Raw genomic sequence first — 22,098 nt, 5'->3', positions numbered from 1 at the left:
GGGCAGCGATGACACGGAAACTGGGCAAGGGCGCGGCTGCGCTGGTGACGGCCATGGCAATCGCCTCGCCGGTGGTGGTGATGCCGGGCGCGGCGGCCGCGCTTGTGTTCAACGATGTCCGGATCGAGGGATCGCAACGCGTCGAGCCGGCGACGATCCTGTCCTATGCCAATATCGCACGCGGCCAGGATGTATCGGCGGGCGAACTGAACGACGCGCTGCAACGCCTGCAGAATTCCGGCCTGTTCGAAACGGTCGAGATCGTCCCCCAGGGCGGCGTGCTGGTGATCCGGGTGCAGGAATACCCGACGATCAGCCAGATCAGCTTTGAAGGCAACCGCCGCATCAACGACGAACAACTGGCCGCGGTGGTGCGAAGCCAGTCGCGCAGGGTCTATCAGCCCAGCCAGGCGTTGCAGGATGCCCAGAACATCGCCCAGGCCTATGCCGCGCAGGGTCGGCTGGCTGCCCGCGTCGATCCCCGCATCATCCGCCGCAGCGACAACCGCGTCGATCTGGTGTTCGAGGTTCGCGAGGGCAATGTCACCGAGATCGAGCGTATCGGGTTCACCGGCAATCGCGCCTTCAGCGACCGTCGCCTCCGCAATGTGCTGGATACCAAGCAGGCGGGCATCCTGCGTACCTTCATCCGGCGCGACACCTTTGCGCCGGAACGGCTGCAACTGGACGAACAGCTTCTGACCGACTTCTATCGCTCGCGGGGTTATGCCGATTTTCGGGTGCAGGCGGTGGCCCCGGAACTGGCGCGCGAACGCGACGCCTTCTACATCACCTTCAACATCCAGGAAGGCCCGCGTTACCGTTTTGCGCAGGTCAACACCGTGTCCGAGATTCCGGGCGTCGATACGGCAGCCTTTGCCGCGCAGAACCGCGTAGGCCGGGGCGATGTCTACAACCCTGCCGCCATCGACAATACCATCCGCCGGATGGAAACAGTGGCGATCCAGCAAGGGCTGAATTTCGTCAATATCGAACCGCGCGTGACGCGCAACCCGCAGAACCAGACGCTGGACCTTACCTTTGCCATCACCCGCGGACCGCGCATCTTTGTCGAACGCATCGACATCGAGGGCAACACGACCACGCTGGACCAGGTGATCCGCCGCCAGTTCAACACGGTCGAAGGCGACCCCTTCAACCCGCGCGAAATCCGCAACGCCGCCGAGCGCATCCGCGCCCTTGGCTATTTCGCCGATGCACAGGTCGAAAGCCGTCCAGGCAGCAGCCAGGAACAGGTCATCGTCGATGTGAACGTCGAAGAGCAGCCGACCGGCTCGCTGTCCTTCGGCGCCTCCTATGGCGTGGCCTCGGGCGTGGGCCTGAACGCATCGTTGCAGGAAAACAACTTCCTGGGCCGGGGCCAGACGGTCGGGCTGTCGATCTCGACCGCCGATGGCGATCAGGCCTCGTCCCTGACCTTTATCGAGCCCTATTTTCTGGGTCGCGACCTGCGGTTCGGCTTCAACACCTATTACAACGAAACTGAAAGCCTGAATTCCGACTATGACACCCGTTCGGTGGGGGTCCGTCCATCCATCGAATTCCCCATCTCGCAGAACGGCCGGCTGGAGTTGCGATACAGCCTGTCCAAGGAAACCCTGGGCGGGGTCGAGGACGACAGTTCGGAGCTTTTGCAGGCCGAGGAAGGGCAGCGCGTCACCTCGGCCCTGGGCTACAGCTACGAATGGGATACCCGCATCACCGGGCTTGATCCTCTGACCAGCTACAAGCTGCGGTTCTCTCAGGATTTCGCGGGGCTGGGGGGCGACACGAAAAGCGTCACCACGGGACTGCTGGCGGGCGTGGAAAGCAACGCCTGGCGCGAGGAGGTGACCCTGCGCGCCGAGTTCGAGGCGGGCGCGATCCTGTCCTATGACGATTATTCGACCTGGATCCTGGACCGCTATCGCGGCGGCACCCGCATCCGGGGTTTCGAGCCGAACGGCATCGGGCCGCGCGATCTGGCCGCCCCGAACGAGGACGGGCTTGGCGGCAACTACTTCTGGGCCGTCCGCAGCGAGGCGCAGTTTCCCATCGGATTGCCCGAGGAATACGGCATCTCGGGCGGCTTGTTCGCCGATGTCGGGTCGATCTGGGGGTTGGACAATACGATCGGCACCGGCGGCGCCCCGGTTGACGATTCGATGTATATCCGGGCGTCCGTCGGCGCATCCCTGTTCTGGACGACGCCCATCGGCCCGCTGCGGTTCAATTTCTCGAAAGCGGTCCGGCAAGAGGACTATGACGAGGAACAGAACTTCGACCTGACCATCTCCACCCGGTTCTGATGCGGGCTGCCGGTCGGATCGCAGCCCTTGTCCTGACCGTTTGGGCAGGCGGCGTCGCGGCGCAGGAGGGGCCGGCCAGCGGGGGGACAACCGCACCCGCGATGCCGTCGCAAACCATCCCGGCACCAGCCGATTCGTCGCCTGTTGCGGCCATCCCCCTTCTGACCGTGGATCAGGAGGCGCTGTTTTCCCGATCGGCCTGGGGCCGGCGCACGCAGCGCGTGCTTGAGGAGACCGGGCGCGAAGTCGCGGCCGAAAACGAGCGCCTTGCGACCCAGCTTGCCGCCGAAGAGTCCGAACTGACCGATCAGCGCCCGACCCTGGACCCGGCCGAGTTCCGCCGTCTGGCCGAGGCCTTCGACGCCCGCGCCACCGCCATCCGCCGTGAGCGCGCCCAGGTGGTCGAGGACTTGAATGGCTGGGCCGAGGCCGATCGCGCGGCCTTCTATCGCGCGGCTCTGCCGCTGATGGGCGAGATGATGCAGGAACGCGGCGCGGTCGCTGTCCTGGACCGGCGCACCGTCTTCGTGTCGCTGGACGCCATCGACATGACCGACGACCTGGTTGCGCGGCTGGACGCGGATTTGGGCGACGGCCAGGGCACGGTGCCCCTGACCGTGCCACAGGACCAACAGAACTAGGGCAGCCGCGACAGCCGTTCCGTCAGCATTCCGAACAGTCCGTCGCAATCGACATGCCGGATGAACAAAGCGTTCGGCGGGCGGTTCGTTACGCCCCACCAGTCGGCCACGGTCATGCCGGCAGTAAACCGTCCCTCCAGTTCGATCTCGACATTGATTTGCCGGCCCGTGAACAGATCCGGGCGCAGCAGCCAGGCGATGGTACAGGGATCGTGAAGGGGCGCGCCCTGGCTGCCGTATTTCTCCTTGTCGAAGCGCTCGAAGAAATCGGTCCAGCTTGCAACGGCGGGGCCGCAGCGGCCGGGCAGGGCGCGCATCCCTTCGATCCAGTCGCGTGAGGTCAGCGCCTGGTGCGTGGCGTCCAGCGGCACCACCACCAACGGGATGCCCGAGGCAAAGACCTCGGACGCGGCCTCGGGATCGACATAGACATTGAACTCTGCGGCGGGGGTGACGTTGCCCACCTCGAAATAGGCGCCGCCCATCAGCACGATCTGCTGGACACGCGAAACAATGTCCGGCGCGCGGCGAAAGGCCGTGGCGATGTTGGTCAGCGGGCCGATGGGAACCAGTGTCACGCTGCCCGCCGGTTCGCTCCGCAGCGTGTCGATGATGAAATCGACGGCATGGCCCGGCTGGGGTCGCAGGGCCGGTTCGGGCAGGTCGATCCCGTCCAGCCCCGAGGTTCCATGCACGTTCTCGGCCGTGACCAGGGGCCGCACCAGCGGCCGGTCGCAACCTGCGTGAACCGGAACATCGTCGCGCCCGGATAGTTCGACGATCTGACAGGTATTCCGCAAGGTCAGCGGCAGAGGCACGTTTCCCGCCACCACGGTGATGCCCAGAACCTGCAATTCGGGGCTTGCCAGTGCCAGCAGGATCGCCACCGCGTCGTCCTGGCCGGGATCCGTGTCGATGATGATCTTGCGCGCCATGATGTCCCTGCGTCTGTGTCGCTGCGGTTGTGGAACCGTTGTCGGCAGGGCGCAAGTCCCTGCCGCTGGTCCATTGACCGTTCTCGCGCCGCGCGCTAGGGCGCGGTTATGGCACGCGCACCCCTTTTGCAACTGAGCGACATTTCCCTGACCTACGGCGGCGCCCCCGTCTTCGATGGTCTGTCCCTGACCATCCAGCCGGGCGACCGGGTCGCCCTGGTGGGGCGCAACGGATCGGGAAAATCCACCCTGATGAAGGTCATGGCAGGCCTGGTGGAACCCGACCGGGGTGAAATCGTGCTGGGGGCGGGGGTATCGACCGGCTACATGGAGCAAGACCCGGACCTTTCGGACTATGCGACACTGGGCCAGTTCGCCGCCGCCGGCCTCCCCGAGGCCGAGGGATACCGGGTCCAGATGGCGGCAGAAGGACTGAAGTTCGACCCCGGTCGCCCCGTCGCCACCGCATCGGGCGGAGAACGCCGCCGCGCCGCGCTGGCCCGGTTGCTGGCGCAGGCGCCGGAGCTGATGCTGCTGGACGAGCCGACCAACCATCTGGACATCGAGGCGATCGGCTGGCTTGAGGATCACCTGTCCCAGACGCGCGCCGCCTATGTCATCATCAGCCACGACCGCGCCTTTTTGCGCCGCCTGACCCGCGCGACCCTGTGGATCGACCGGGGCGAGGTCCGCAGGCAGGAACGGGGCTTCGAGGGTTTCGAGGACTGGCGCGAGGCCGTCTGGTCCGCCGAGGACGAGGCGCGCCACAAGCTGGACCGCAAGATCAAGGCCGAGGCCCGCTGGGCCGTCGAAGGGATCAGCGCGCGCCGCAAGCGCAATCAGGGCCGGGTCCGCGCCCTGGCGGCGCTGCGCGACGAACGCAGCGCCCAGATCCGGCGGCAGGGCACGGCGGCGATGGCGCTGGATTCGGGTCCGCAATCGGGCAGGAAGGTGATCGAGGCCAGGGGCATCGCCAAGACCTTTGGCGACCGAGCGATCCTGCGGCCCTTCGATCTGCGGGTGAACCGGGGCGACCGGGTGGCCTTTGTCGGCCCGAACGGCGCGGGCAAGACCACGCTGATCCGGATGCTGACCGGAGAGATCGCCCCCGACCAGGGCGCGGTGACACTGGGCACCAATCTGGAACTGGCGATCTTTGACCAGACCCGGTCGGCCTTGAACCCCGACCAGACGCTTTGGGAATCCCTGACCGGCGATCCCGACATGCGCGTGTCCGGGCGGGCAGATCAGGTCATGGTGCGCGGCCAGCCGTGTCACGTGGTCGCCTATCTCAAGGATTTCCTGTTCGATGACGCGCAGGCCCGCGCGCCGGTGCGCAGCCTGTCGGGCGGCGAAAAGGCCCGGCTGTTGCTGGCACGGCTGATGGCGCGGCCGTCGAACCTGCTGGTGCTGGACGAGCCGACCAATGATCTGGATGTGGAAACGCTGGATCTGCTGCAGGATCTGTTGGGCGATTACGACGGCACCGTGCTGCTGGTCAGCCATGATCGCGATTTCATCGACCGGGTGGCCGATACCACCGTCGCGATGGAGGGTGACGGCCGCGCCACCGTCTATGCCGGAGGCTGGTCAGATTACCGCGCACAGCGTGGCGAGGATGTGCCGGTCGAGCCCGAGACGGCGAAAAAACCGGAAGCGATGGCCGAAAGACCGAAAGCCGTCAGGACCGGCCTGTCATTCACCGAACGCCACCGTCTTGATGCGCTGCCCGCGATGATCGAGCGTCTGGAGGCCGAAATCGCCAAGCTGTCCGAGTTCCTGGCTCAGCCCGACCTGTTCCAGTCCGCCCCGGCCAAGTTCCGGAAGGCGACCGAGGCGCTGGCCGAACGCCAGCACGCCCTGGCTGCGGCCGAGGAGGAATGGCTGATGCTTGAGGAAAAGGCGGCGTCCTAGGCCCCGCGTTCGATGTGGCTGCTGATCCAGCCATGCGCGAACTTCATCTTTTCGCGGATGAAGGGGGTCAGCACGAAGGGATACAGGTCGGAATTGTCCAGGGCGCGGTTGATGTCGTTGATGGCGATGGCCACATCGGCCGCGATGTTCAGCAGATGGTCTGCGTCGGTGTCGGCATAGGGCCGATATTTGTCGGGCACGCCGGTCATCGACAGGCCCGCGCTGACGAAACTGTCGGTAAAATCGACCATGTGCAGCAGATGCGCCACCGTTTCGGCCCAGTCCTCGTGCGGGTGGGCGGTCGCATAGGTGGTGATGAACTCGTCGCCGGGGTTCTTGGGATTGGCATAATGCTCTTGCAGGGCCGCGTTATAGTCGGCGGTCTCGTCGCCGAAGATGGGACGGAATTCGTCCAGAAACCCCGATGCGACGGCAAGGCGATCGAACAGGAAATGCGCCAGTTCGTGACGGAAATGGCCGACCATCGAGCGATACTGTTCGCCCAGCTTGTGCTGCCGCTGGATGCGGATCAGCTCGTCTGCCTCGGTCACGTTGATGACGATCTCGCCATTGTCGTGCCCCATCATGATCTGCTGGGCACGCCCGCTGCCCGTGTTTTCCGACAGCATCTGGAACCGCGGCCGCATTCCCCGGTCGGCGTCCGTGAACCAATTCCAGTTCGACAGGTTCGCCAGCACCCAGCGTTTGGCCCGTTCGGCACGTTCCAGCAACTGCTGGTTGTCGCCGACATGCAGGGCGGGCACGGTGTCCGACATGGTGCAGGATCGGCACAGGGGTTCTCCGGGAACGGCGATCCAGTTGCACTGGATGGTTTCGCGATTGGCGCAGGCCTGTCCGTCGTTCTGCATCGCCCGCGCCTCGGGCTCGTAGAACAAAGGCACCCCGCAGGCGCAGAACATGTTGTCGAAATAGACCCGGTTGCCGCAGTCGGGGCATGTAAAGGATTGCATGAGTTTTCCCTTGGATGGCCTGCTGACAAGGCGGGGATCCGGGTCAAGGTTCCACCGCGCCCTGGAAAATCCGGGCGCCGTGCGCTTGACTTGGCGGCGGGGATTCGTCATATGCAGGGGCACCGGCCGGGCAGGCGCCCTTGGCCGGTCTGTTATTTTCAAAACCATCCCGTCCAGGGATGCGCTGTCCGAAGGCGGGAAACCGAACGCCGGCTTGGTCCGGGGCCACAGGACGCGGCAACGAAGGAAACGAAGCGATGTTCGCGGTTCTCAAGACGGGCGGCAAGCAATACAAGGTGCAGGCTGGCGATGTCCTGCGCGTTGAAAAGCTGAATGCCGCCGCTGGCGACAAGGTCCAGTTCAACGAAATCCTGATGGTCGGGTCCACCCTGGGTGCGCCGCTGGTTACCGGCGCTTGCGTTCAGGCCGAGGTGATCGACCAGATCAAGGCCGACAAGGTTATCACCTATGTCAAGCGCCGCCGCAAGCACAGCTCGCAGCGCACCCGCGGGCATCGCCAGCAACTGACCCTGCTGCGCGTGACCGACGTTCTGGCCGAGGGTGCGGACGGCACCGGCGTCAAGACGGCGGCAGGCGCCCGCAGCAAAGAAAACGCGTAAGGAGACAGGACCATGGCACACAAGAAAGCAGGCGGTTCGTCCCGCAACGGTCGCGATTCGGCCGGTCGTCGTCTGGGCGTCAAGCTGTTCGGCGGCCAGGAAGCCATTGCCGGCAACATCATCGTGCGTCAGCGCGGCACCAAGTGGTGGCCGGGCGACAATGTCGGGATGGGTAAGGATCACACCCTGTTCGCCCTGTCCGACGGTCAGGTGACGTTCCGAAAGGGCCTCAAGGGGCGCACCTTCATTTCGGTGGTTCCCGCAGTGCAGATGGCAGCCGAGTAACCCGGATTTAACAATTCACTGTTACAGGGGGGATCGGCGAAAGCCGGTCCCCGGTTCTTTTTGGGGGAGGAGAAATGGTCATGTCGGCACCCATGCGGGAGGGGACGCCCCTGGACGACCTGAAAATGGTCGATGTCACGCTGACTCCGGCGGTCATCGAAACTGAACGGTTCCAGCTTCGACCCTTGCGTCCGTCCGATGCGGGCCTGATTGCCCATTATACTGCCGACCGGCGGGTTGCCGAGGGGACGCGGGCCATTCCCCATCCTCTGCCGCCCGGCGCGTCCGACGCCTTTGTGGCACGTGCCTTGTCCGCGGACCGGACCGAGGATGTCTGGGCCATCGACGGTTCGGCCAACCGCCTGGCCGAGCTTCTGGGCGTGGTGTCGTTGACGCGGATGGAGGGTGGCCAGTCCGAACTCGGCTTCTGGATCGGGGCCGGGTTCTGGAACACCGGCTTTGCCACCGAGGCCGTCGATGCCCTTGTCCGGGCCAATCCGCACAAGGCCCGCACCCTGTTCGCCGAGGTCTTTCAGGACAATCCGGGCTCGGCCCGGGTGCTGACGAATTGCGGCTTTGTCTATCTGGGCGATGCAGAAAGCTGGTCGGTCGCGCGCAATGCCCGCGTGCCCACCTGGACCTATCTGCGCAAGATGGGCTGAGGGCGTCGGGGGGCGCCCATGCCCCCTGTGGCGTGGAGGTGCGCCATTCCTCTCCCACGACGTTTGGATAAGGAAAAAGCCTGCTTCATATTTCGTGCCGAAACGCTTGCATTCGCGGGCCGAGATCATATTTCGGCGTCATGACCATTCCGTTTTCCCTTCTCGATCTGTCGCCGGTGCCCGAGGGCCATGAGGCCAGCGAGGCCATCAAGAACACCCTGGATCTTGCCCGCAAGGCCGAAGGCTGGGGCTACCGCCGATTCTGGCTGGCCGAGCATCACAACATGCCGGGCATCGCCAGTGCGGCCACGGCGGTTCTGATCGGCCTGGTCGCGCAAGCGACCTCGCGTATCCGGGTGGGCGCAGGCGGCATCATGCTGCCGAACCACGCGCCCCTTACCGTGGCCGAGGCATTCGGAACCCTGGCGACCGCATTTCCCGACCGCATCGACCTGGGGCTTGGCCGTGCGCCGGGTGGGGACGGGGCCGTGATCAGGGCCCTGCGCCGCGATCCGATGGCCGACAGCTTTCCGCAGGATGTGGTGGAACTGCTGGACTATCTTGGCCCCGAACGGCCCGGTGCCCCGGTCCGCGCCCTGCCGGGCGAGGGGACGAATGTCCCGGTCTGGATTCTGGGCAGCAGCCTGTTCGGAGCGCAACTGGCCGCGCATCTGGGCCTGCCCTATGCCTTTGCCAGTCATTTTGCCCCCTCGGACATGGATCAGGCGATCGCCATTTATCGTGATCGGTTCCGCCCCGGACCTTGGAACGACCGTCCGCAGGTGATGATCGCCATCAATGTCTTTGCCGCCGATGACGCACGCGAGGCCCATTACCTGCGCAGTTCGATGCAATTGGCCTTTGCACGGCTGCGGACCGGAATGCCCGGCAAGTTGCCGCGGCCGGTTCGTGACGTGGAGGCGGAACTTGGTGCTCCGATGCGGCACATGGTGGATCAGGCCCTGCGGATCAGCGCGGTGGGCGACGCTGCCCAGGTGCGCGCCCAGTTGCAGGCCTTGATCGGTCAGTATCGCCCGGACGAGGTGATCCTGACCGGGCAGATCCACGATCACGCCGCGCGTCTTCGCAGCTTCGAGATCGCGGCGGATGTGCTGCAATCAATGCAGGATGCCGGCCAGGCGGCGGCTGTCTGACGCCACAGCGGTCAAGGCCGGGTGCGTAAAAGTCCCATGATCTCTTTGGTGCGCTCCAGGATCGGGGTGGCGATCTCGTCCGCGCGCACGGCGCCCGCGCCCAGGATGCGGTCGATTTCGGCGGGATCGGCCAGGTAATCGTTCATTCGCCGGGTGATCGGCTCCAGCGACGTTACCGCCAGCTCTGCAAGTGCGGGCTTGAAGGCGCCGAAGCCCTGGCCCTGGAATCGGACCAGAACCTGATCGGGCGTTTCATCCGCCAGTGCCGCATAGATGTTGACCAGGTTGCGGGCCTCGGGCCGGTCCTTGAGGCCGTCGATGTTGCCGGGCAGGGGCTCGGCATCGGTGCGGGCCTTGCGGATCTTCTGCGCGATGGCGTCGGCGCTGTCGGTAAGGTTGATGCGGCTGGCGTCCGAGGGGTCGGATTTCGACATCTTTCTGGAGCCGTCCCGAAGCGACATGACGCGGGTTGCCACGCCTTCGATCAACGGCTCGGTCAGGGGGAACTGCTCGACCCCGTAGTCGTGGTTGAACTTGGCTGCAATGTCGCGGGTCAGTTCCAGGTGTTGCTTCTGATCCTCGCCCACGGGAACCGCCGTTGCCTGATAGGTCAGGATGTCGGCAGCCATCAGCGCCGGATAGGCCAGCAAGCCCAGGCTGACATTTTCGGTGTTCTTGCCCGCCTTGTCCTTGAACTGGGTCATCCGGTACATCCAGCCCACCCGCGCCACGGTGTTGAACAGCCAGGCCATTTCGGCGTGCGCCGATACTTGGCTCTGGTTGAACAGGATCGACTGCCGGGGATCGACGCCCGCCGCCATGAAGGCCGCAGCAGCCTCGCGGATATTGCGGCGCAGGGTTTCTGGGTCTTGCCAGACGGTGATCGCGTGCAGATCCACCAGGCAATAGATCGTTTCGGCCTCGCCGCCCTGAAGGGCCGCGAACCGCTTGAGCGCCCCCAGATAGTTGCCGAGGGTCAGCCCCCCCGAGGGCTGGATCCCTGAAAAGATGCGTGGCGTGAAGCGGACTTTCGTCGTCGGGGTCATGTCGGGCCTGCTTGGAATTTGCCTGCCCGTGGCTTAGCCCTTGGCCAAAGCGACCGCAACCGCGAAGGAACCCCGATGCGCCAGGCCATGCCCGTCTCGCCCCTCAACCCGCTGCCCGCCGTGCTGTGGGCGCTGGCCCTGCCCGTCATTGCGGGGGAAATCGTGTTCATGCTGGGCCGGACCGGGCTGATCGGCGGCGCACAGGGTATCGGCTTGCGCCTTGGCGCGATGCAGACAACCGCCTTTGCGCCCGAGATGGTGCAGAGGATGTGGCAGGTTGGCGCGGTCGATTGGGATCAGGCCTATCGCATGGTGACCTACAGCTTTGTCAACACATCGTTCACCCACGCGCTGTTCGTGGTGGTGTTCACCCTGGCGCTTGGCAACATGATCGCGCGCGAATTCCGCCCCTGGGCGGTCGTGGCGCTGTTTCTGGGATCGGCGATCGGCGGTGCGTTGGTCTATACGGCGGCGATTTCCATGCTGCCGGGCCTGCCTGGGCCGCTGATCGGGGGCTATCCGGCGGTCTATGGGTTGGTGGGGGCATTCACCTTTCTGCTTTGGTCGCGGTTGGGTGCGGTCCACGCCAACCGGATGCGGGCCTTTGCCCTGATTGGGATGCTGCTGGGGTTTCAACTGGTTTTCGGCATCGCGTTTGGTGGTGCAGGCTATGGCTGGATCGCCGAAATCGCGGGTTTTGGCACGGGTTTCCTGCTCAGCTTCGTGCTTGTCACAGGCGGGGTGCAGCGGGTGCTGCACCAGATCCGCGCCCGCTAGCGTCGGCGCACGGCGGCCTTCAGATCCGAAAGCCGATAGGTGCGGGTCATGAAGCTGAGCGTGAAATAGATCGCGGCGCCCCCAAAGACCAGGATCGCCAGCCCCGGCACGCGACCGATCCCGCCCGCATCCAGCCAATCCATCATCAGCCACAGCGCCCCCGCCATCAGGGCCGATGACAGCACGATCAGCGGCGTCTTGCGGCGCAGCCGATCGTCGGCGCGGGCGGCGTCGCCCATGCCGCGCGTGCCCCACCACAGTTGCGCCACCATGATCCAGGCGGCAATCGTGGTGCCAAGCGCCGCCGCCAGAAAGCCCAGCCAAGGCATCAGGCCGAATGCCACGATGGCGTTCACGACCATCGACCACAGGGCATAGCGGAACGGGGTCCTGGTATCCTCGCGCGCGAAATACAGCGGCTGCAGGATTTTTTGCAGCACGAAGGCGGGCAGGCCAAAGGCATAGACGATCAGCGCGCGGGCGGTCTGGGTGGTGTCAAAAGCGGTGAACTGGCCACGCTCGAACAGGGTGCGGACCATGGGTTCGGCGATCACGGCGATGGCAAAGGCGGCGGGCAGGGTCAGGAACAGACCGAATTCCGTGGCACGGGAAAAGGCCGACTGTCCCCCCGCGTGATCGCCTGCGCGCAGGCGACGCGCCAGTTCGGGCAGCAGCACCACCGCCACCGCCGCGCCGACGACGCCAAGGGGCAACTGATACAAGCGATCGGAATAGGACAGCCAGGAGATCGCGCCCTCGAAATGGCTGGCGACCTGGCGGCCGACCAGCAGGTTGATCTGCACCACGCCCCCGGCAAAGGCCGCGGGCAGGGCTACGGCCAGCAGGCGGCGCATGTCAGGTGTCAGGCGCGGGCGCCGGGGCCGGAACGACCAGCCCGTGCGCCGTGCGTCCCACCACACCAGCGCAAGCTGGGCGATGCCGGTCAGCGGCGTGGCCCAGGCCAAGGTCAGGCCCACGTCCCAGCCCTGCAACCAGGCCAGGGCCATGGCGACGATGAACAGCAGGTTCAGCAGCACCGGCGCGGCGGCTGCGGCCATGAAGCGGCCATTGGCGTTCAGCACGCCCGAGATCATCGAGGCCATCGAGATCAGCAGGATATAGGGGAACATGATCCGGCCATACTGCACCGCCAGGGAAAAGCGTTCGTCCCCGGCAAACCCCGCCGCCATCAGCCAGACCAGCCCCGGCATGAACACCATCGCCGCCGCCGACAGCACAAGGACGGTCATGAACAGACCCGAAAAAGCATCGGACGCGAAACGCTGGGCATCCGCGCGGTCGTCCAGCTTTTTGGAAAACATCGGCACGAAGGCAGTGTTGAAGGCGCCTTCGGCAAAAAAGCGGCGGAACATGTTGGGCAGCGACAGACCCACGAAAAAGGCGTCGGCCACCGCGCCGCTGCCAAGCCAGGCGGCCATCAGGATGTCGCGGACAAAGCCCGTCACCCGCGATACGAATGTCCACGATCCCACGGACAGAAAGCCGCGCACCAGTCCGGTTTTCATGAACTCAAGCCTCTGCCCGTTTGGCGCCATCGGCAATGGCGGCACGCAGTTTCCGTTCAAGGGAGGCGCGCTTGGTCTCGCCATGCAGCTTCAGGCCGAACATGTCCTTGACATAAAAGCTGTCCACCACCTGGGCGCCGAAGGTCGCGATGACGGCGCTGACGATCTGGATATGGTTCGCCGCCAGCGTCCGCGTCAGATCGTACAGCAGTCCCGGACGGTCGCGGGTATCGACCTCGATGATGGTATAGATGTCGCTGCCTTCGTTGTCGAAGGTGATGTGGGTGGGAAAGCGGAATTCCCGCGTGCGCTTCTTGGGCTTGTCGCGGGTGGCAAAGGCTTCCCGGGCGACGATCTCGCCGGCCAGGATGCGCAGGATCGTCTGGCGCAGCTTGGGCAGCCGATCCTCGGCAAAGGGGCTGCCGTCGGGGTCCTGTATCCAGAACACCGCCGTCGCGTAACCGTCGCGGGTGGTATAGGTGCGCGCATCGACGACATTCGCGCTCATCAGCGTCAGCGCGCCACACAGCCGAGAGAAGATTCCCGGATGGTCGGCCAGCACAAAGGCGGCCCGGGTCGCGTCGCGGTGGGGATCGGCCTCCAGGTCGATGCGGATCTCGTCCGGGGTGACGTCGCGCAGCAGTCTGGCAAAGGCCGCATGGGTTTCGGTCGGCAGTCCGGACCAGTAGCTGTCGTAGTGACGTCCCAGTTCGGCCCGCAATGTCCTGGGCTCCCATCCCTTTGCTGCAAGCATGTGGCGCAGGCTGCGCTTGGCCTCGTTCTGGCGCTGATCGCGGTTCAGCGCCTCGTGACCGCTTTCCAGAAGGCGCGCGGTTTCGTGGTGCAACTGGCGCAACAGGGCGGCCTTCCAGTTGTTCCAGGTGCCGGGGCCGACCCCGCGGATGTCGCACACCGTCAGCACCAGCAGCATGTCCAGCCGCTTGCGCGTTTTCACCGCCTTGGCGAAATCGCGCAGCGTCCGGGGGTCGGCAATGTCGCGTTTCTGCGCCACGTCCGACATCAGCAGGTGGTTCCTGACCAGCCATTCCACGGTGTCGATGTCGTCCTGCACAAAGCCGAAGCGCATGGCGATGCGCCGCACCAGCCGCGCGCCCAGGATCGAATGATCCTCGGTCCGGCCCTTGCCGATGTCGTGCAGGAAGACCGCCAGATACAGCACCCGGCGATTGATGCCGCCTTTCATGATCTCGCTGGACAGGGGAAGGTCGTCGGGATGCTCGCCCCGCTCGATCTCGGCCAGGGCGGCGACGCACTGGATGGAATGTTCGTCCACCGTGTAATGGTGATACATGTTGAACTGCATCATCGCCACGACGGGTTCGAATTCCGGGATAAAGGCTGCCAGCACCCCCAGTTCGTTCATGCGCCGCAGGCCGCGTTCGGGATTTCCATGCCGCAGCAGCAGGTCCATGAAGATCCGGATCCCCTCGGGGTCGGACCGGACCTTGTCGTTGATCAGATCCAGGTTGGCCGCGACAAGACGCATCGCGTCGGGATGGATCAGGATGCCGGTGCGCAGCGCCTCCTCGAACAGGCGCAGGATGTTCAGGGGATCGGCCAGAAAGGCGTTCTCGTCCTCGATACCCAGTCGTCCGCCCTGATCCGTAAAACCGGGACGCACCTTGCGCCTGCGCCGGAATATCCGGCCCAGAAAGGGGGCAGAGCGGACATGCCTGGCCTCGAGTTCGGTCAGAAACACCCGCGTCAGCTCTCCGACATGGGTGGCGTGGCGGAAATAGTCCTGCATGAAATATTCCACCCCCCGCCGCGCCGAATTGTCCCTGTATCCCATGCGCCGTGCCACCTCGACCTGCATGTCGAAGGACAGCACATCGACGGGACGGCCGGCGATCAGGTGCAGGTGGCAGCGCACGGCCCACAGGAAATCCTCGGCCTGCCAGAAGGCCAGATGCTCCTCGCGCGTGAAGACGCCCAGATCGACCAGTTCGACGGCGCGGTCGACGCGATGGATGTACTTGGCGATCCAATAAAGGGTCTGGAGGTCGCGCAGGCCGCCCTTGCCTTCCTTGACGTTGGGCTCGAGGACATAGCGTTGCCCCCCCTGCCGCTGATGACGGGCGGCGCGTTCCTCCAGCTTGGCTTCGACGAATTCGGGTACGGTCCTTGAAAAAAGCTCGACCCACAGGCGTTCGCGCAGTTCCTCGGCCAGGGGGGCGTGGCCCGTGACCAGGCGATGTTCCACCAGCGATGTGCGGATGGTCATGTCGCCCATGCCCAGGCGAATGCAATCCTCGATGCTGCGGATCGAATAACCGATCTTCAGCTTCAGATCCCACAGGATATACAGCATCGATTCGACGACGCTTTCCGCCCAGGCGGTGATCTTCCAAGGCGTCAGGAACAGCAGGTCCACATCCGAGGCAGGCGCCATTTCGGCCCGCCCATAGCCCCCCACCGCCAGAACCGCCATCTTCTCGGCCTCCGAGGACGACTGCGGCGGATGCAGGAACCGGGTGGCGACATGATGGGCGGCGATCATGATGGCGTCGGTCAGCCCGGCGATGGCCCGCACGGTTTCGCGCGCGGCGCGGGGATGGCTGGCAAGGCCGGCTTCGATCGCGGCCATTCCCTCGGTCCGGACCTGGGCCAGCAGGGCCACGGTCCGGGCGCGGATGGCCCTGCTGTCGGTCAGGCCGGACAGGGCGTCTTCCAGACGCGGCAACAGGACGGCAGGATCGCCAATGGAATGTGCCCCGGCCAGGGCCGGGGCAGGGTGCGCGAACAGCGGTGCCGGCAGGTCGGACAAGATCAGAACCCGAAGCCGCCGCCGAAACCGCGCGGGGCGGGGTCAAGGATCACCAGGCGGTTGCCCCGCAGCGTGGCGACGGCCAGCGCGCGTTCCGCCGTTCCGTCCGGACGCAGGCGGAACACCCCGCCGACGCCCGAAAAGCCCGAATTCTGTGTCAGGCCAACGGTGTTCACGGCATTGCGGTTGCCGCTGCGCGCCAGCGAGGCGATCGCGGCCACCCCGTCATAGGCCAGGCTGGCAAGCTCGTGTGGCTGTTCCCCGTGCATGCTGCGATAGCGGGCATCGAACTGCGCCCTCAGGTTCTGGTCGGGGATCGCGAACCAGCCCTCTTGCAACTGCGCCAGGCTCATCCGGCCGGGCGGCTGGTCCCACCGGGTCAGTCCCATCATCTGCGTGACGGGCGAACGAACGCCGGCCGCGGCCAGCCGCTCGGTCAGATAGGGCAGCACCGCCTGGTTGTTGGCGGTCATGAACACCGCATCGACCCGGCCCGACTGGACGGCGGCGGCGATCTGGGGTGTCACGGTGTCGATGCCCGTGATCGAAACCGGATGGTTGATGCGGCCTGCCAGCCGCGCGCCATTGCGGGCGATCGCCGATTCGATGGCGCGTGCGCCAAGCTGGCCCGCGATGTCGTCCTCGGCCACGACAAAGACGTTGCGCTTGCCCTGCCGGACGCCATAGCCCACCAGACGGTTCGAGATATTGGCAAAGCTGTTGCCCAGGATGAAGACGTTGCCGCCCGCGATCTCGGCGTTGTTCGAAAAGGACAGGACATTCACGTTCCGGGGCTGCATGGCATTGCCCACGGCGTTCGCGGCCTCGGCGAACAAGGGTCCGACAATGATCTGCGCGCCCGCATCGACCGCAGCGTTTGCCTGGGCCACCGCCTGTTCCGTGCTGGAACCCGTGTCATAGACGCGCAGGTCGATGGCCGCGCCCTGGGCATCGGCGGCCGCCATCCGCGCCGCGTTCTTGAGGCTGCGGGCCAGCCATTCCAGATCGGCCGATCCGCTGCCGCCGGGGGCCAGCAAGGCCACGCGAACCGGCTGGCCCGGATCGATCGTCGGGCCAAAGGCGGGGCCGCGGGCCTGCTGCGTGCCACCGACGGGATCGCAGGCGGCCAGGACAAGGGCCGACACGACGGCTGCGGCCCGTGCAAGAACGCCGCGAAAGCCGGTGCCAGTCCGGATGGGGGCGGAAACAACCATGGGAAACCTTCCTGCTCTGGGGTATCGGCAAGGTGCGGGCAGCCTATGACCAACCGGCCGGCTTGGCAATCAGTGGAAAGGACATCGCCATGGACATCCAGCCCCCCCATCGCCTGAACGCCCATGTCGAGGCGGCCCGGCTGGACGGCGGTCTGTATCTGGTGGCCACGCCCATCGGCACCGCGCGCGACATCACCCTGCGCGCCCTGGACGTCCTGAACGCGGCCGATGTCCTTGCGGCCGAGGATACGCGCGTGCTGCGGCACCTGATGGACATTCACGGCATCCCCCTGCGCGGGCGAAGGATCCTGCCCTATCACGATCATAACGGGGATCGCGCACGTCCTGCGCTGCTGGAGGCCCTGGCCGAAGGGGCCAGCCTTGCCTATGCCTCGGACGCCGGAACGCCGCTGGTAGCCGACCCCGGATTCAGGCTGGCGCGCGAGGCGGCGGCGGCGGGCCACCGCGTTCATGCCGTCCCCGGTCCTTCGGCACCGCTGGTGGCGCTCAGCCTGTCGGGCCTGCCAAGCGACCGGTTCCTGTTCGCCGGCTTTCCGCCATCGACCCGCGGCGCGCGCATGACATGGCTACACGAGGCCATGGCCATCGACGCTACCGTGATCCTGTTCGAAAGTCCCCGGCGCGTTAACCGGACATTGCAAGAAATCTGCGAGATTGACCCGAATCGGATTACGGTCGTGGCACGCGAACTGACCAAGAAGTTCGAGGAGGTGATCCGGGGTCCGGCCCGGGAACTGGCCCAAGATACCCGGATGGCTGCCCTGAAGGGCGAAGTGGTGATGCTGATCGACCGACCGGGCGCGGCTGTGGTCAACGATGACCGGGTCCGGCAGGCGCTGCGGGACCGGCTGTCGCGGATGACGGTCAAGGATGCCGCGCGGGATGTCGCGGACGACATGGGATTGGCGCGGCGCGACGTGTATCAGATCGCGTTGGCGATACAGAAGGACGATGAGGCATGATCGGGGATCGCGCAGGAACATTGGACCGGCCATCCTCTGCCCGGCCGGTCTCTTCTGCACGCCGGGCCCGGGGCCGCGCCGCCTGCCTGTCCGGTGCCTTGGCCGAGGAAGGCGTTGCCCGGTTGGCCGAGGCCGGGGGCATGACGGTGCTGGCCCGACGCTGGCGGGGCAAGGCCGGTGAAATCGACCTGATCTGCCGCGATGGCGCGTGTCTGATCTTTGTCGAAGTCAAGCAGGCCGCCACGCTGGACGAGGCGGCGCAGCGGTTGGGCCGCACCCAGCAGGGCCGTATCATGCAGGCCGCGCTGGAATATTGCGAAAGCCACGGCCATTCGCCCCTGCCGGAACTGCGCTTTGATGCTGCCCTGGTGGACCGGCAGGGGCGCGTGCAAATTCTGGAGCGTGCGTTCGAGGATTCCTGCTGCTGACCGGTTGTCGCCTTATGACCGGTCGAGATTGACGGCAATCACGTCGGCGGTCTGGTCGGGATGGGTCAGCGGCAGCATGTGGCCGGCGCCGGGAACCACGGCGCGGCCGACATCGGGCAGTCGCTGCGCCAGGGCCTGCGCGATGCCATGGACCACCGGTGGCGACCGTTGGCCCAGAACGATCATCACAGGCGCGTCGATCGATTCAAGCCCGCCCTCGTGCAGGATGTTCGCCCCATCGCGGGACAAGGTTTCGTCCGTCGCCGCGACGAAGGCGATCTGCCTGACCATCGCCGCACGCGTGGGCGGCGGCAAATCGTCGAAAGGCATGGCGCCCCAGACGTCGATGAACAAGCGTGCGGCCTCCTCGGCCCGGCCTTGGGCCAGCAGGTCTGCCAGGATGCGATCCCGGCTGGCCTGAGCGGCGTCCGGGGCTGCGGCGAACAGCACCGGCTCGATCAGGGTCAGGCTGCGAATGGCGTCTGGTGCGGCCACCGCGATGCGAAGTGCGACCGTGGCCCCCAGGCTGTGCCCGATCAGGTCCAGCGGGCGGTCGATGAAGCTGGCGGCGATGCGGGTGACGGCGGTGTGGAAATCGGGGCCTCCGGGCTGTTCGACCCAGGGGCCGCTGCGCCCATGACCCGGCATGTCGAAACCCCGCAGATCGACCCGCCTGCCCAGACGTTCGGCCACCGGCCCCCAATAGGCTGCGCTGCCCATCATGCAATGCAGCGCAAGCGCCGGGCGATCCGGATCGCCGGGCCAGTGATGCTTGTGAAGCCCCGTCATGCCCGGGACAGATGCTTGTCCAGAAACTCCAGCCGGTCTTGTCCCCAGAACTTTTGCCCGGTTTCGCGGACGACATAAAAGGGCGAGCCGAAGACTCCGGCCTCGACCGCCTGTTCAAGATTGCGGCCATAGGTTTCCGCACCGACGAACAGGCCGGAATCGGCCAGCGCGGGATCGAAGCCGTGTTCCGACAGGATGGACCGGATCACGCCGTCGTCGCTGATGTCGCGGTCTTCGGCCCAGACCGCGCGCAGAAATCCTTGGACAAGACCGCCGGGATTGCCGCCTCCCGCCTTTTGCGCGGCGATGATGGCATAGGACGACGGCGCCATGTTCACCGGCCAATGGGCGGGCTTGAGATTCAGCGGCATTCCCAGGTGATCGGCCCAGCGGGGCAGTTCCTGCGCGCGGTATTCCATCCGGCTGGGATGGCGGTCGGCAGGGCGCACGCCGCCGGTCCGGTCGAAGAGCTGCAAGATGTCCAGCGGCTTGTAGGCAATTGTGGCGCGATGGCGTTCGGCGATCCGTTCCAGCCTGTCGCCGGCCAGATAGGCCCATGGGCTGATGGTTCCGAAATAATAGTCGATATGGGCCATGACGATCATCCCTTCGCGGTTTGCCGGCAGGCTAACCGGGTGGTAAGGCGGGCGCAATCTGGCGAATCCCCGCGAAAGGCCCCCCTTGATGCCCGTCATGACAGAACCCAAGCTGATTTCCGGCAATGCCAACCGGACGCTGGCCGCAGCCATTGCCCGGCGGATGTCGATGCACCGGGGCATGAACGTCAGCCTGTGCGATGCGCGGGTCGAGCAGTTCAACGACCAAGAAATCTTCGTCGAGGTGTACGAAAACGTCCGGGGCGAGGACATGTACATCATCCAGCCGACCTCGAACCCCGCGAACGACAACCTGATGGAACTGCTGATCATGGCCGACGCATTGAAGCGGTCGTCGGCGGCCAGGATCACGGCGGTCATTCCCTATTTCGGCTATGCCCGGCAGGACCGCCGCGCCAAGGCCCGCACGCCCATCAGCGCCAAGCTGGTGGCGAACCTGCTGACCGAATCGGGCATCGACCGCGTCCTGACGCTGGATCTGCACGCGGCGCAGATCCAGGGGTTCTTCGACATTCCGGTGGACAACCTGTATGCCGCCCCGGTCTTTGCGCTGGATGTGCAGCATCATTTCCGGGGCCGGATGAACGATCTGATGGTCGTGTCCCCCGACGTGGGCGGCGTGGCCCGCGCCCGCGAACTGGCGACCCGGATCGGCGCGCCGCTGTCCATCGTGGACAAGCGCCGCGAGAAGGCCGGCGAGGTGGCCGAGATGATCGTTATCGGCGATGTCGCGGGCAAGGTCTGCATCATCGTGGACGACATCTGCGACACGGCCGGGACGCTGGTCAAAGCCGCGCAGGTTCTGACCGACAACGGCGCGACCGAGGTCCACGCCTATATCACCCACGGCGTGCTGTCCGGCCCGGCAGTAGAACGGGTCAGCAGTTCGGTCATGAAATCCCTGGTCATCACCGATTCGATCCAGCCGACCGAGGCGGTGAAATCCGCCCCTAACATCCGCATCGTGCCCACCGCCCCGATGTTCGCGCAGGCCATCCTGAACATCTGGAACGGCACCTCGGTCAGCAGCTTGTTCGAGGTGGATACGCTGCTGCCCATCTATGAAGGGCTGTATTCGACCGCCTGACTGGGGGCCTGAGACTGGGGGGCCTGACTGGGGGGTCTGGATGCCCCGCCGGATGCCTCTGGCGGGGGATGCATGACGGGGGCCAAGAAGGCTAGAGCGCGCGCCAGCCGATGTCGCGGCGGCAGAACCCCTGGGGCCAGTCGATCCCATCCACCTGGGCATAGGCGCGCTCATGCGCCTCGGCCAAGGTCGCACCGCGCCCGGTGCAGGCCAGGACCCGGCCGCCGGCGGCGATGACCTGGCCGTCCCTGGCCGCAGTCCCGGCGTGGAAGGTCATGGCGAAACTGGTTTCGGACAGACCGTCCAGGCCGGTGAGGACGCTGCCCTTGCGATAGTCGCCGGGATAACCTTGGGCGGCCATCACCACCGTCAGGGCATGGTCGTCGGCCCAGTGGACGGACATTCCGGCCAGCCGCCCCTCGGCGCAGGCAAGCAGCAGATCCAGCACCTGTCCGCCCAGACGCATCATCAGCACCTGGCATTCGGGGTCGCCGAAGCGGACGTTGTATTCGACCAGACGGGCCTGACCGCGGTCGATCATCAGACCGGCATACAGGACGCCCTGGAACGGCGTACCGCGCGCGGCCATTTCGGCCACCGTGGGCTGCACGATCCGTGCCATGACCTGATCCTGCAAAGCCTGGGTCAGAACGGGTGCCGGGCTATAGGCGCCCATGCCGCCGGTGTTGGGGCCAGTATCGCCGTCGCCCACCCGCTTGTGGTCCTGGGCGGTGCCGATGGGCAGGCAGTTCGTTCCGTCGCACAGAACGAAGAAGCTTGCTTCCTCGCCCGGCATGAATTCCTCGATCACGACCGACATCTTGCCGAACTCGCCCTCGAAGATGGCCTCGATGGCCTGGTGTGCCTGTTCGACCGTATCGGCGACGGTCACGCCCTTGCCCGCAGCCAGGCCGTCGGCCTTGACCACGATCGGGGCGCCCTGCCGGGCGACGTAATCGCGGGCGCTGTCGGCATCCGAAAAGCGTGCCCAGGCTGCGGTCGGCGCGCCGCAGGCGTCGCAGATCTCCTTGGTGAAAGCTTTCGAGGCTTCAAGCTGGGCTGCGGCTTGCGACGGGCCGAACACCAGGAAACCGGCGTTGCGCAACGCGTCGGAGACGCCGGCGGCCAGCGGCGCCTCGGGGCCGATCAGCACGAAATCGATGGCGTTTTCCTGCGCGAATTCCAGAACCTCGGCGCGCGACAGGATGTTCAGGTCGGCGCATTCGGCGACGTTGGCGATGCCCGCATTGCCGGGGGCCACGATCAGTCGGTCGCATTTCGGGTTCTGCCGGACCGCCCAGGCCAGGGCGTGTTCCCGCCCGCCGCCGCCGAGGATCAGGATGTTCATGGGG

20 protein-coding genes are annotated in these 22,098 nt (G+C 65.8%); 11 read left to right on the top strand and 9 right to left on the bottom strand.

Features of this window, described 5'->3' with window-relative positions; translation table 11 throughout:
* Positions 1-8 precede the first annotated feature (8 nt).
* Positions 9-2,309, top strand: a complete 2,301-nt coding sequence (gene bamA / locus EYE42_RS02180) for an outer membrane protein assembly factor BamA (RefSeq protein WP_130989650.1) — start codon at positions 9-11, stop codon at positions 2,307-2,309.
* Between the two features lie 101 nt (positions 2,310-2,410).
* The gene (locus EYE42_RS02175) at positions 2,411-2,950 is read left to right on the top strand and encodes an OmpH/Skp family outer membrane protein (protein ID WP_165455684.1); all 540 of its coding nucleotides are present in this window, start codon (positions 2,411-2,413) and stop codon (positions 2,948-2,950) included.
* Here EYE42_RS02175 and EYE42_RS02170 read toward each other — a convergent pair.
* Positions 2,947-3,885 (bottom strand): nucleoside hydrolase, encoded by a 939-nt coding sequence (locus EYE42_RS02170; protein ID WP_130989648.1) that lies wholly within the window; start codon positions 3,883-3,885, stop codon positions 2,947-2,949. The two genes, EYE42_RS02175 and EYE42_RS02170, sit on opposite strands and share 4 nt — an antisense overlap.
* 108 nt (positions 3,886-3,993) lie before the next feature.
* Between EYE42_RS02170 and EYE42_RS02165 the strand changes: the two genes are divergently transcribed.
* Positions 3,994-5,799: an ABC-F family ATP-binding cassette domain-containing protein gene (locus EYE42_RS02165; RefSeq protein WP_130989647.1), complete on the top strand. Its 1,806-nt coding sequence runs from the start codon at positions 3,994-3,996 to the stop codon at positions 5,797-5,799.
* On the opposite strand, the gene EYE42_RS02160 is transcribed toward EYE42_RS02165, so the two are convergent.
* Entirely contained in the window at positions 5,796-6,770 is a 975-nt protein-coding gene (locus EYE42_RS02160; protein ID WP_130989646.1) for a zinc-binding metallopeptidase family protein, read from the bottom strand. The two genes, EYE42_RS02165 and EYE42_RS02160, sit on opposite strands and share 4 nt — an antisense overlap.
* Before the next feature lie 257 nt (positions 6,771-7,027).
* On the opposite strand from EYE42_RS02160, the gene rplU reads away from it, so the two are divergent.
* The 4 genes from rplU (at position 7,028) to EYE42_RS02140 (ending at position 9,491) form a co-directional block, all read left to right on the top strand.
* Positions 7,028-7,390, top strand: a complete 363-nt coding sequence (rplU, locus tag EYE42_RS02155) for a 50S ribosomal protein L21 (protein WP_130989645.1) — start codon at positions 7,028-7,030, stop codon at positions 7,388-7,390.
* Between the two features lie 12 nt (positions 7,391-7,402).
* Positions 7,403-7,675: a 50S ribosomal protein L27 gene (gene rpmA / locus EYE42_RS02150; RefSeq protein ID WP_130989644.1), complete on the top strand. Its 273-nt coding sequence runs from the start codon at positions 7,403-7,405 to the stop codon at positions 7,673-7,675.
* Between the two features lie 125 nt (positions 7,676-7,800).
* On the top strand, positions 7,801-8,337 hold the full coding sequence (locus EYE42_RS02145; RefSeq protein WP_130989843.1) for a GNAT family N-acetyltransferase: 537 nt from the start codon (positions 7,801-7,803) through the stop codon (positions 8,335-8,337).
* A gap of 140 nt (positions 8,338-8,477) precedes the next feature.
* Complete coding sequence (locus tag EYE42_RS02140) at positions 8,478-9,491, top strand: LLM class flavin-dependent oxidoreductase (RefSeq protein ID WP_211657882.1); 1,014 nt, start codon at positions 8,478-8,480, stop codon at positions 9,489-9,491.
* An 11-nt stretch (positions 9,492-9,502) separates the two neighbouring features.
* On the opposite strand, the gene trpS is transcribed toward EYE42_RS02140, so the two are convergent.
* Positions 9,503-10,537: a tryptophan--tRNA ligase gene (trpS, locus tag EYE42_RS02135; RefSeq protein ID WP_130989643.1), complete on the bottom strand. Its 1,035-nt coding sequence runs from the start codon at positions 10,535-10,537 to the stop codon at positions 9,503-9,505.
* A gap of 75 nt (positions 10,538-10,612) precedes the next feature.
* Between trpS and EYE42_RS02130 the strand changes: the two genes are divergently transcribed.
* Complete coding sequence (locus EYE42_RS02130) at positions 10,613-11,314, top strand: rhomboid family intramembrane serine protease (protein ID WP_130989642.1); 702 nt, start codon at positions 10,613-10,615, stop codon at positions 11,312-11,314.
* Here EYE42_RS02130 and murJ read toward each other — a convergent pair.
* The 3 genes from murJ to EYE42_RS02115 form a co-directional block, all read right to left on the bottom strand.
* Positions 11,311-12,840, bottom strand: coding sequence for a murein biosynthesis integral membrane protein MurJ (murJ, locus tag EYE42_RS02125; protein WP_130989641.1), 1,530 nt, complete (start codon positions 12,838-12,840; stop codon positions 11,311-11,313). The genes EYE42_RS02130 and murJ overlap by 4 nt on opposite strands.
* Before the next feature lie 4 nt (positions 12,841-12,844).
* The gene (locus EYE42_RS02120; protein ID WP_425466553.1) at positions 12,845-15,565 is read right to left on the bottom strand and encodes a [protein-PII] uridylyltransferase; all 2,721 of its coding nucleotides are present in this window, start codon (positions 15,563-15,565) and stop codon (positions 12,845-12,847) included.
* A 65-nt stretch (positions 15,566-15,630) separates the two neighbouring features.
* Positions 15,631-16,842: a penicillin-binding protein activator gene (locus EYE42_RS02115; RefSeq protein ID WP_130989639.1), complete on the bottom strand. Its 1,212-nt coding sequence runs from the start codon at positions 16,840-16,842 to the stop codon at positions 15,631-15,633.
* 89 nt (positions 16,843-16,931) lie between these two features.
* Between EYE42_RS02115 and rsmI the strand changes: the two genes are divergently transcribed.
* Both rsmI and EYE42_RS02105 read left to right on the top strand, forming a co-directional pair.
* Positions 16,932-17,825, top strand: coding sequence for a 16S rRNA (cytidine(1402)-2'-O)-methyltransferase (gene rsmI, locus EYE42_RS02110; protein WP_130989638.1), 894 nt, complete (start codon positions 16,932-16,934; stop codon positions 17,823-17,825).
* Complete coding sequence (locus tag EYE42_RS02105) at positions 17,822-18,253, top strand: YraN family protein (RefSeq protein WP_130989637.1); 432 nt, start codon at positions 17,822-17,824, stop codon at positions 18,251-18,253. The genes rsmI and EYE42_RS02105 overlap by 4 nt, the downstream gene beginning before the upstream one ends.
* Positions 18,254-18,265: 12 nt before the next feature.
* Here the strand turns inward: EYE42_RS02105 and EYE42_RS02100 are convergent, their stop codons facing one another.
* Together EYE42_RS02100 and EYE42_RS02095 are read right to left on the bottom strand one after the other, a co-directional pair.
* Entirely contained in the window at positions 18,266-19,042 is a 777-nt protein-coding gene (locus EYE42_RS02100) for an alpha/beta fold hydrolase (protein ID WP_130989636.1), read from the bottom strand.
* Positions 19,039-19,638, bottom strand: a complete 600-nt coding sequence (locus EYE42_RS02095; protein WP_130989635.1) for a 2-hydroxychromene-2-carboxylate isomerase — start codon at positions 19,636-19,638, stop codon at positions 19,039-19,041. The genes EYE42_RS02100 and EYE42_RS02095 overlap by 4 nt, the downstream gene beginning before the upstream one ends.
* 88 nt (positions 19,639-19,726) lie before the next feature.
* Here EYE42_RS02095 and EYE42_RS02090 point away from each other — a divergent pair, with 88 nt between their 5' ends.
* Positions 19,727-20,746 (top strand): ribose-phosphate pyrophosphokinase, encoded by a 1,020-nt coding sequence (locus EYE42_RS02090; RefSeq protein WP_130989634.1) that lies wholly within the window; start codon positions 19,727-19,729, stop codon positions 20,744-20,746.
* Between the two features lie 91 nt (positions 20,747-20,837).
* Here EYE42_RS02090 and purD read toward each other — a convergent pair whose 3' ends face one another.
* Positions 20,838-22,094, bottom strand: a complete 1,257-nt coding sequence (purD, locus tag EYE42_RS02085) for a phosphoribosylamine--glycine ligase (RefSeq protein ID WP_130989633.1) — start codon at positions 22,092-22,094, stop codon at positions 20,838-20,840.
* Positions 22,095-22,098 lie beyond the last annotated feature (4 nt).

It is taken from the genome of Paracoccus subflavus, assembly GCF_004310345.1.
Classification (GTDB): domain Bacteria; phylum Pseudomonadota; class Alphaproteobacteria; order Rhodobacterales; family Rhodobacteraceae; genus Paracoccus; species Paracoccus subflavus.
This window is presented reverse-complemented; position numbering and strand designations above follow the sequence as displayed.